This is a genomic window from Psychroflexus maritimus (genome assembly GCF_011089875.1).
Lineage (GTDB): Bacteria > Bacteroidota > Bacteroidia > Flavobacteriales > Flavobacteriaceae > Psychroflexus > Psychroflexus maritimus.
In genome coordinates, this window is sequence record NZ_JAANAS010000094.1 from 101,991 (window position 1) to 111,994 (window position 10,004).

The 10,004-nt window shown below is 33.4% G+C and carries 5 protein-coding genes and 1 pseudogene; 4 read left to right on the forward strand and 2 right to left on the reverse strand.

Annotated features, from left to right (window positions below; genetic code table 11):
* Position 1: 1 nt before the first annotated feature.
* Together G7034_RS10830 and G7034_RS10835 are read right to left on the reverse strand one after the other, a co-directional pair.
* Positions 2-3,076, reverse strand: coding sequence for a type I restriction endonuclease subunit R (locus tag G7034_RS10830; protein WP_166400975.1), 3,075 nt, complete (start codon positions 3,074-3,076; stop codon positions 2-4).
* Positions 3,077-3,219: 143 nt separating this feature from the next.
* Positions 3,220-3,579 carry a hypothetical protein gene (locus G7034_RS10835; RefSeq protein ID WP_166400976.1) on the reverse strand — a complete coding sequence of 120 codons (360 nt, stop codon included), beginning with the start codon at positions 3,577-3,579 and terminating at the stop codon, positions 3,220-3,222.
* A 398-nt stretch (positions 3,580-3,977) separates the two neighbouring features.
* On the opposite strand from G7034_RS10835, the gene G7034_RS10840 reads away from it, so the two are divergent.
* The 4 genes and pseudogenes from G7034_RS10840 to G7034_RS11930 form a co-directional block, all read left to right on the forward strand.
* Positions 3,978-5,603, forward strand: a complete 1,626-nt coding sequence (locus tag G7034_RS10840; RefSeq protein WP_166400977.1) for a family 16 glycosylhydrolase — start codon at positions 3,978-3,980, stop codon at positions 5,601-5,603.
* Positions 5,604-6,206: 603 nt separating this feature from the next.
* Complete coding sequence (locus G7034_RS10845) at positions 6,207-8,768, forward strand: ATP-dependent Clp protease ATP-binding subunit (RefSeq protein WP_166400983.1); 2,562 nt, start codon at positions 6,207-6,209, stop codon at positions 8,766-8,768.
* 26 nt (positions 8,769-8,794) lie between these two features.
* Positions 8,795-9,343, forward strand: coding sequence for a hypothetical protein (locus G7034_RS10850; protein ID WP_166400978.1), 549 nt, complete (start codon positions 8,795-8,797; stop codon positions 9,341-9,343).
* Positions 9,344-9,591: 248 nt separating this feature from the next.
* Positions 9,592-9,925: pseudogene (locus G7034_RS11930) on the forward strand (IS4 family transposase); the annotation flags it as partial.
* Between the last annotated feature and the right edge of the window lie 79 nt (positions 9,926-10,004).

The following is a 10,004-nucleotide window of genomic DNA, read 5'->3' on the forward strand; positions in this document are numbered from 1 at the left end:
TTTAAGCAGTTTGATTATTAAATTCGTTGACGTATTCCTGAACTACCAAATTGTTGATGAATTTAGAAGTTTCTGCATTTAGTTGAATCTTGTTTTCTTTTGTAAATTGGTCGATAACCAATTTAATCATCATTCGGTTGAGATAACCTTCATTGTCTAAAATGTGATGGTTTTGTAGGATTTGTAAATCGGCATTTTCTTTTACAGCCATCAAGGCTTCATGAAGTTTCGATTCTAGTTGTGTAAATCCACCTTTCTCTTTTAAACGTTTGTGAATTCTACAGTATTTTTGGTCGCCTTGGTATTTTTCCTTCAACTGATTATTTCTGCGGTTCAGTTCTTTTATTTTCTCATGAATATCACGCAACGTACCGATATTCGCTTTCATATCTTCCTGGGTCACTTCATTGAGTTTTTTCTTTTTAAAAAGCTTTTCCAATTCTTGATATAAACTCACAAATTCTGGATCTTTTTTATCAAAATTACCTGCTAATTCTTCCCTTGTTTTACGAAGCGTATCTTTTAATTGATCGGCTAAAATCAACTCTTCTTCCCTGATTTTAGTGAATTGAAAAATCACATCTTCCAAAGCAACATTCAATAAATTGGTAGTTTCAGCATCATTTTCAACTGCATCTTTAGCATGAAGGAAATTAAGATGATTGCTTGCTTCACTATGTAAACGGTTTAAGGTTTTGAAATCTATTTTTTCTAGCAAATCAAAATGCCCAAATAAACGAATCATGTTATACAAACTTCGCGCATGGCCTAAGGCTTTTACGATTTTAGAAAGCTGCTTATTATCTGAAATTTCACTGATTTGCTGTTGAAAAATCTCTTTGTTATTTGTATCAAAATGAAAAAGCGTTTCTTTTATATCAGCAATTTCTTCTTCAATTTCTTCTCGAGATTTAAAAATGTTGCTGTAATGCTCCATTTCATCTCCTAAAACGCCTTGCAATTCATCAAAATAATCTCGATTGGTTTTGTTGAATTCTTCACGTATATCTGCAAAATCAACCACATAACCATAACGATAATCTCTGTAGGTTCGGTTAACACGAGTCAAGGTTTGCAGTAAATTGTGTTTTTTAATCAACCTACCAATGTATAGTTTCTTCAATCGTTTGGCATCAAAACCCGTCAATAACATATTATAAACAAAGAGCAAATCAATTTTTCCATCTTTAAAATCTTCTACTTTTTTCTTGCGTTCTTCTTTAGTGCCAATGTCGTGAAGAATTAAAGCGGCAGATTTTACTTTGCGTTTGTCTTTTTGTTGTATTTCATACTTAGATTGTGGCTCAGCAGCTTGATGTACTTCGTACTCAGTTGAATCTTCTTCGCCTTCAATTTTTAAATTGAATAATTCAAAGAGTTGTTTCGCTTGCTTAGAGCTATCGCATACTACCATGGCGCCGACGCTCGAATCATTCATTAATCTGAATTTTTCAAAATCATCTATAATGTAGTTGAGCATCGGCTCCACAAACTTAGGATGCGAATAGATTTTTTCTTTAGGAATTTGTCCTTCTAAAACTTCAATACCTTTTAAAGCTTCCGCAAGAATCATCTTGTATTCTGTAGAAATTTCTTCCCTAATCAATCGAAGCGTGTAACCATCAGCAATAGAAGCGTTGTAATAATACTTATGAATATAATCGCCAAACAAAGTTTTGGAATTATACTCGGTTCCTAAAAGTGGCGTTCCTGTTAAACCAATTTTGATAGCATTTTTATCGGAGGTTTCTAAGTTAGCAAGAAAACTACCTTTAGGATTATAACTACGGTGAACTTCATCTAAAAAGTAAATCCGTTGAACATTGATATCGTAATCCTTTTCAGTAACCACGGTTGATTCTTCAGAAAACTTTTGAATGTTGACCACAGTAATTTCAGCTTGACCACGTTCATTGGTCACTGCGGCAGTAGATTTTACATCAGTTACAAATTCGTTTCTTGAATTAACCGTATTCACTACCAATCCACGAGCTGAAAACTCTCGCTTGGCTTGGGTCAATAAATCCAAACGATCTACCACAAAATAAAATTTTGGAATGATATTTTGCTTTTGGTAATAGTCGGTTAAAAACTTTACGTTGAAGTAGGTGAGTGCTGTTTTTCCACTGCCTTGTGTATGCCAAATAATCCCTTTCTTGATACCTTCATCCAACTTTTGCTCAATGGCTTTGGTAGCAAAAAGTTGCGGATAACGCATAATGTGTTTTTGCAAACCTGAACTTTCATCTACATAAGCAATGGCATATTTTAAGATGAATTTTAAACGATCTTTTGCATAGAGCGAAGTTAAAACACGGTTGGTTGGACGGTTGGGGTCTTTGTTGGTTAAAAACTCGGGGCTGTTTTTAATCACCACTAAGTTATTGTCCTTTAGAATAAAATCTTCGATAGCTTCATCTTCAGGCTTTAATAGTTTGTTGAGATCAAACTTTTCTTCTTCTCGAAAGTAATTGAAAACAGGTTTTCCGTAAGCTGGTGATGCGTAAAAAACACCTTGAATGGTATCAATGTCGGCATTATCATATTCCATATTATTGGAAAAAACCATCAACTGCGTTATATTGACAAAACGCCTGTTTTTCTTATTGCTAAACCTTGTTTTCATTCGGTTTCGCTCTTCGATCATTCCGTTTTTGTTATTCGGAATCTTGACTTCAATAAATGAAAGGGGTAAACCGTTAATCAAAGTTATGATGTCAGGTCGAAATTCTTCTTCACCGTTTTTGTAGGTCAATTCAGTAACTACATTAAAAGTATTGTTTTCAAAGTTTTCGAAGTCAATTAACTTTATGCCTGTTTCCTGAATCAATCGCTCATAAAAAGCTTTCCCTAAATCTTCATTGTCCAATAAGAGTTTTACTTCATTAAAAACTCGCTTGGCTTCATCGGCATCCAATTCAGCATTTATTTGTTGAATGCTTTGTAAAAAAATATCTGTGAAAATATTGGTCTCTTTGTCCCAAGTACAATTCTTAAGCGACAAGTACTCATAACCCAACTTGGATAAGTGTAGTAAGGATGGGATTTTCACCCTAGAATCTTCATTAAACGCCATCAACTTGGAATTAGTTTTTAACAATCATCTAAAGTAATAAAAATTAATGAAAGTTTATGGGAATGAATAATAATTTATAAGAGGCTTGTTTACAAATACTGTAGTCTGTTATTCCAACAACTCAACTTTATTAACCAACAAATCTAATAATTAGCTTTATACACCCCATCATCTAGTAAATCGAATACCATGGTGCTAAATTTCACTTCAAAAAACTCGTTGAAACTTTTCCAAGTGCGTCTTTTTGGCCATAGGGCATCATCTGTACAAACGCTAAACAATTCATTTTCAAAAATAAATTTCCAATGCTTTTTTAAGGCTTGTTTTGCATCTCCATTATAAGCCTCGTCATCAATTAAATAAGAGGTGAACTCATTTCGATCGGCAGTAGTTGGCGAACCTGGAAAAACCTCCTCTTCCCATTCGTAAAATTTAGGCTTTGGTATTACCATAACTACGCCCCTATCAATCATTTGTGGATCTAAATCATGTATTCCTTTCATCTGTTTATTTTATTTCATTTTTAGTGGTCAGATGCGACACGTATAATCATTCTCCTGTGTGTAGAAATTTATACATGCGTGTTTCATCTTTTTGTTTTTTCAGAAATGTTTTACTCTATCTCGTGGTTTGCTAAAATGGTGGGCAAAATAGCAATTTGCTTTTGGCTTAAGTTACAAATTTAGTAAAAAAACCCGAACTTTTTCGGTTGAGCCTAACCCCCTACCACTTTGCCTGAACACAAACAGCTTTAGAGGAATGAAATAAATTTTTACTACTAAAAATCAGTACATTATTTAAAATTTACCACTACAAAAAACATACAATTCTAATAAAACTAGAGTTCTATCCTGCTACATCCACATAATTGCTATATTGCAAGTTCAACAAAATTAAATGTATGCGTTATTTTATTAGTGGTTTGCTTTTTTTAATGAGTTTTCAGTTTCAAGCTCAACTTCTACAAGATGATTTTGAAGGGAATTCTACGATTAATTCTTGGAATGCAGACGACTGTATTGTTGAGTATCCTATTGCAAACCTGGAGCAAGATAGTTTCAATTCTTCACCCAACGTGCTTTTGTATCAGGATGTAGGCGGTCAATATGTCAATGTGTATTTTGATTCAAATGATCCTATTTTATTGTCTGAGGATAGTGTCTTTACCTTAAAAATATATCTTCCTTCAGATGAAATTACCGGCAATCAACCCACTCAAATTTCTTTAAAATTACAGGACAATACAATTGGTGCTCCTTGGACCACACAAACCGAAATTATCCAACCACTTGTGTTAGATGAATGGCAGGAAGTAACTTTTGATTTTGCAAACGATAATTACATCAATCACGACCCAGCTTCTGCTCCTCCCCTAGAACGTTCAGACTTTAATCGAGTTCTCCTACAAATTAATGGTGAAGATAATAATGATGAAGTCTTAGCTTTTATAGATGATTTTCATTTTGAAGGTGAAGAGGCTCCTGAAGATGAGCAAGACCCAACGGATGACCCCGTTTATGACGAGTTAGTTTGGTCAGACGAATTTGAAGAAGATGGGGCTATTGATGACGAAAAATGGTTTCATCAAACTCAATTACCGCTAAATGGTAATTCTTGGTTTAATGGTGAAATTCAACATTATACCAATCGCTTAGAAAATTCGTATGTTGAAAATGGCGAATTAAAAATTGTAGCTAAAAAAGAAAACTTTACAGACCAAGGGGTAACCAAAGAATATACTTCGGCAAGATTGAATTCAAAATTTGCTTTTACTTATGGACGTGTAGAGGTAAAAGCTAAACTCCCTACAGGCATTGGCACTTGGCCCGCCATTTGGATGCTAGGCAAAAACATTGAAGAGATTGGAACTTATTGGGATAACGAAGGCTATGGAACCACGCCTTGGCCAGATTGTGGAGAAATAGACATTATGGAACATTGGGGGAACAATCAAAATTTTGTCCAAAGCGCTATGCATACGCCTTCTAGCTTTGGTGGAACAGTAAACCACGGCGGACAAGTAGTTCCTACAGCTTCAACCGATTATCACGTATATACCTTAGATTGGTACGAAGACCGAATGGTTTTTAGTGTAGATGATGTGGTACATTACGTGTATGAACCCGAGGTGCAAAATGCAGCTACTTGGCCTTTTGATGAAGAGCAATTCATTTTATTAAATATTGCTATTGAACCCAGTATTGATCCTAATTTCACTGAAAGTTCAATGGATATTGAATACGTAAGGGTTTATCAAGAAACAACAATGAATACTGAAAATTTTAAACCTGAAAACGACCTAATAATAAGCCCGAATCCCGTAAAAAATAGCTGCTGGATTAAAGCCGAAAATATTCATTTAAATTCAACTATTCAAGTTTATAATCAACAAGGAAGTTTCGTTGAACAAATTAAGCTAAATGAGCTACCTACCGAATTAAATATGAACAACTATGCAGCTGGAATATACTTTTTTAAGCATATAACAAAAAGCCAAGTTCAGACCTATAAAATTATAAAGCAATAAATTTTTGTTGTTATCGATTTTTAAATAAAAAACAAAATTAAAATGATTCAAAGGAGTTAAAAATTAGTTGAGATTACTCTAAAAACCTCTCTTTTTGAAGAGAATTGATGCATCGGCTTTTCTCATCAAACCTAAGTTTTTTTTGGTTTAAATGAAAAATTATTGCTAAAAATTGCTTCAAAAGCATTAATTAGAATTAGTGGAAAAACTAAACTCCTTCAAATTATAACATTTGAAAATGCTATTTTGTCAGTAAATTAAATTTTCAGGAACTTGATTTGTCAGTTACCTCTTGGCGTTCTAATTTTCAGAGATCATGTTATCAACAAGCAATCATCATTTTAAATCAGCGGTCACTTAATTGAGGGAAAAAACTAATTGAAGCATACTATCTATTTAAATAAAAGCAGTATTTCATTCGGTTTTTTAAAAATTCTTCAAAATCAACAATAAAATGCACCTTTCTTTTGTTTAACACATATTTATTAGGTACTCAACATAAGTTTATCCAAAATTGAAGGACTGATTAAAAGATATTTTGTTATTTAGTAAAATAATATTGGTATTGTTTTTGAGCAATATAAATGAATGAACATTAGAGACATGGACGATAATTTTTCACCTAAAGTAAAAAATGTAATAAGTTTTAGCAAAGAAGAAGCCCTTCGATTAGGGCATGATTTTATTGGAACTGAACATTTATTACTTGGAATGTTAAGAGATGGAAATAGTAAGGCTATTGAGATTTTAGAATCATTAGATACAGACTTAGACCGATTAAGAAGGAAAGTGGAAATCCTTAATCCAACCGACTTTTCGAATAATCTTGATCAGTCTAAAAAAAATCTACACTTAACAAGGCAAGCAGAAAGAGCGCTTAAAACAACCTTTTTAGAAGCCAAACTTTTTCAAAGTTCATCAATAAACACAGCGCATTTATTGCTTTGTATATTGCGAAATAACGACGACCCAATCACCAAACTTTTAAATAAGTTTGATATTGATTATGATAATGTAAAAGAAGAATTTAAATCTATGATATCACACGATAACGACCTATTTGAAGAACCTACAGCAGAATCCTTTCCTGAAGATAATCCAAAAGGCGATGGCGATAATAAAAATCCGTTTTCTAGCGGTAGTGGAGCCACTGCCGGGAAAACTTCAAAAGCTACAAGAAAGTCTAAAACTCCAGTTCTTGATAATTTTGGTCGCGATTTAACCGCTATGGCTGAAGAAGGAAAACTTGACCCAGTTGTAGGAAGAGATAAAGAAATTGAAAGAGTTTCCCAAATTTTAAGTCGAAGAAAGAAAAATAACCCACTACTTATTGGCGAACCTGGCGTTGGTAAATCTGCTATTGCTGAAGGTCTAGCTCTGCGTATAATTCAACGAAAAGTCTCTAGAATTTTATACGATAAACGTCTAGTTACACTAGATTTAGCTAGCTTAGTTGCAGGAACTAAATACAGAGGGCAATTTGAAGAACGCATGAAAGCAGTCATGAATGAGTTGGAGAAAAATGAAGACATCATTTTATTCATCGATGAAATCCACACCATTGTTGGTGCCGGAGGCGCGACGGGAAGTTTAGATGCTAGTAATATGTTTAAACCAGCCTTAGCTAGAGGAGAAATACAATGTATTGGTGCTACTACTTTAGATGAATACCGACAACATATTGAAAAAGATGGTGCCTTAGAAAGAAGATTTCAGAAAATTTTAGTTGAACCAACTTCTATTGATGAAACTATTGAAATACTCAATAATATTAAAGAAAAATACCAAGACCACCACAACGTAGAATATTCTGAAGAAGCTATACAAGCCTGTGTAAAGCTTACTTCAAGATACATGAGCGAACGTTTTTTGCCTGACAAAGCCATAGATGCATTAGATGAGGCAGGTTCTAGAGTTCATATTACTAACATCAATGTGCCACAAGAGGTTTTAGATCTAGAAAAAAAACTGGAAGACATCAGAGAACAGAAAAACAAGGTGGTAAAAAAGCAAAAGTACGAAGAAGCCGCAAAGTTAAGAGATGATGAGAAAAAGCTAGAAAATGAACTTGAAGCTGCCCAAGAGCGTTGGGAAAATGAATCGAAAGAAAATAAAATTAACGTAAGCGAAAATGATATTGCTGATGTAGTTTCCATGATGACAGGTATTCCTGTTAACAGAATTGCAAAAACTGAAAGCAATAAACTAGCCGATTTATTTAAGGTGGTTCAAACTAAGGTAATTGGTCAAGACGACGCCATTAAAAATGTAGTAAAAGCCATTCAACGTAACAGAGCTGGTCTTAAAGATCCTCAAAAACCGATTGGTTCATTTATATTCCTAGGACAAACTGGAGTAGGTAAAACACAATTGGCTAAAGTTTTAGCGCGCGAATTATTTGACAATGACGAGGCGCTTGTGCGTTTAGATATGTCTGAATACATGGAAAAATTTGCTGTTTCAAGATTAATAGGTGCGCCTCCAGGCTATGTAGGTTATGAAGAAGGCGGTCAATTAACTGAGAAGATTAGACGCAAACCTTATTCTGTAATCCTTTTAGATGAAATTGAAAAAGCCCACCCCGATGTTTTCAACATGCTATTGCAAGTGCTTGACGATGGTCACTTAACTGATTCCTTAGGAAGGAAAGTCGATTTTAGAAACACCATTATCATTATGACTTCCAATGTTGGAGCTAGAAAATTAAAAGACTTTGGAACGGGTGTAGGTTTTGGTACTAAGGCTCAAAAAGAACAAGAACTTGATAACAGTCGTAAAGTAATAGAGGGAGCCTTGAAAAAAGCTTTTGCTCCTGAATTTTTAAACCGTGTTGATGATGTGGTCATCTTTAATGCGTTAGAACGTGAAGACATCCATAAAATTATAGACATAGAATTGGTAAAACTTTACAAACGTATTGCTGAAATGGGCTACCAATTCTCTTTAACCGATCAAGCTAAAGATTTTATTGCCGATAAAGGTTTTGATAGAAAATTTGGCGCAAGACCTTTAAATAGAGCTATCCAAAAATACATTGAAGATGCTTTAGCTGAAAAAATTATTAATTCCGAAATTCAAGAAGGAGATAAAATCCTGATGGAATTTGACGAAGAGAAAAAAGAATTAGTTGTAAAAGTAGAAAATAAAGAAGAAAAATCTAAATAAACATTTTTTTGCATAATTAAGATACCATGAAATTAAAACCATTGAGTTTTATTTTCTTGATGAGTTTATTTGTGTTCTCCTGTAACACTAAAGCCAATCAAGAAGAAATTACTGAAGAAGCAAGTAAAGATTCAATCCTTGAAAACACAGATGAAAATGAAGATTCTAAAAATATTAGCAAACAAAATTCTCTAGAACTCTACCAAATTGAAGAATCAAACTATTGTTATTCTCATAATGGAAATGGTGAGTTTTACTATACCGAAACGGAAACTGGAACAATATCAGGTAAACTTTCTTTAAACGAGGATAATATTAAGGGTATATTTACTGGCGAATTTAAAAACAACATTCTCCTCGGAACCTTAAAATATAAAGATGAACAAGGTAAGCGTTTAGCCAAAGAAATGGCGTTTTTAAAAAACGATTCTGATCATAGCTTAACAACAGGAATCGGCAAATTAGAGGTAGTCAATCAAAAGCAGAGAATTACAGACCTTGATGAGATAGAATTTAAAGGTAAAAAGTTTTATGAAGTTGATTGTAGCCAATTAGAATCTTACAGAGGCTATTAAAAATCTGATTGTTTAATAACACTAGCATCCGAAGTCGAATTTTTAAAAAGCCTCCAGATTCCTTTATTTTTGTTTTGCGGCATAAAATTTAAAATAGAGGACTCTTCAGGTAAAGCTAAAAAACAAAATTAACTGTTATACGACAATTATTAAATTTAATTCCTACTTGGTTATTCCTGAGTTGAGTCCAAAAGTACAAAATCAGACAAGTACATACATAAACACAAGACTTACAATCAATTAGTAGCTCTAATTTTCGGAAAGCCAAAGGTGGCATAAAGTTACATGCCAGTTTTAATATTGATTTGATGCTAAACGGAATAAAGTCAAACAACGCCTTTTTAACAAGAATAAAATTAAACACTAGTTACCAAACTATTAAAGAGTCAGAATTACCTGAACATAAAGACGGGCGTATCCTCAAGGATGAAATCATTCAACTAAACTCAAAATAAAGCTATAAAAACGGGAATAGACAAACATGAATTAAGATTTGTTCGTGTGCACAAGGAAAATAAGAATAAAATAATAACTATTATAACAAATCAAAACGACTGGGAATATAATAACCTGAGTTCGATTATTCTCACTTTGTCAAAACTGTTTTAAATAGTAAGATACAAACTTTTTTAAGACGTAATATCTGGATATTGCGGAGTAA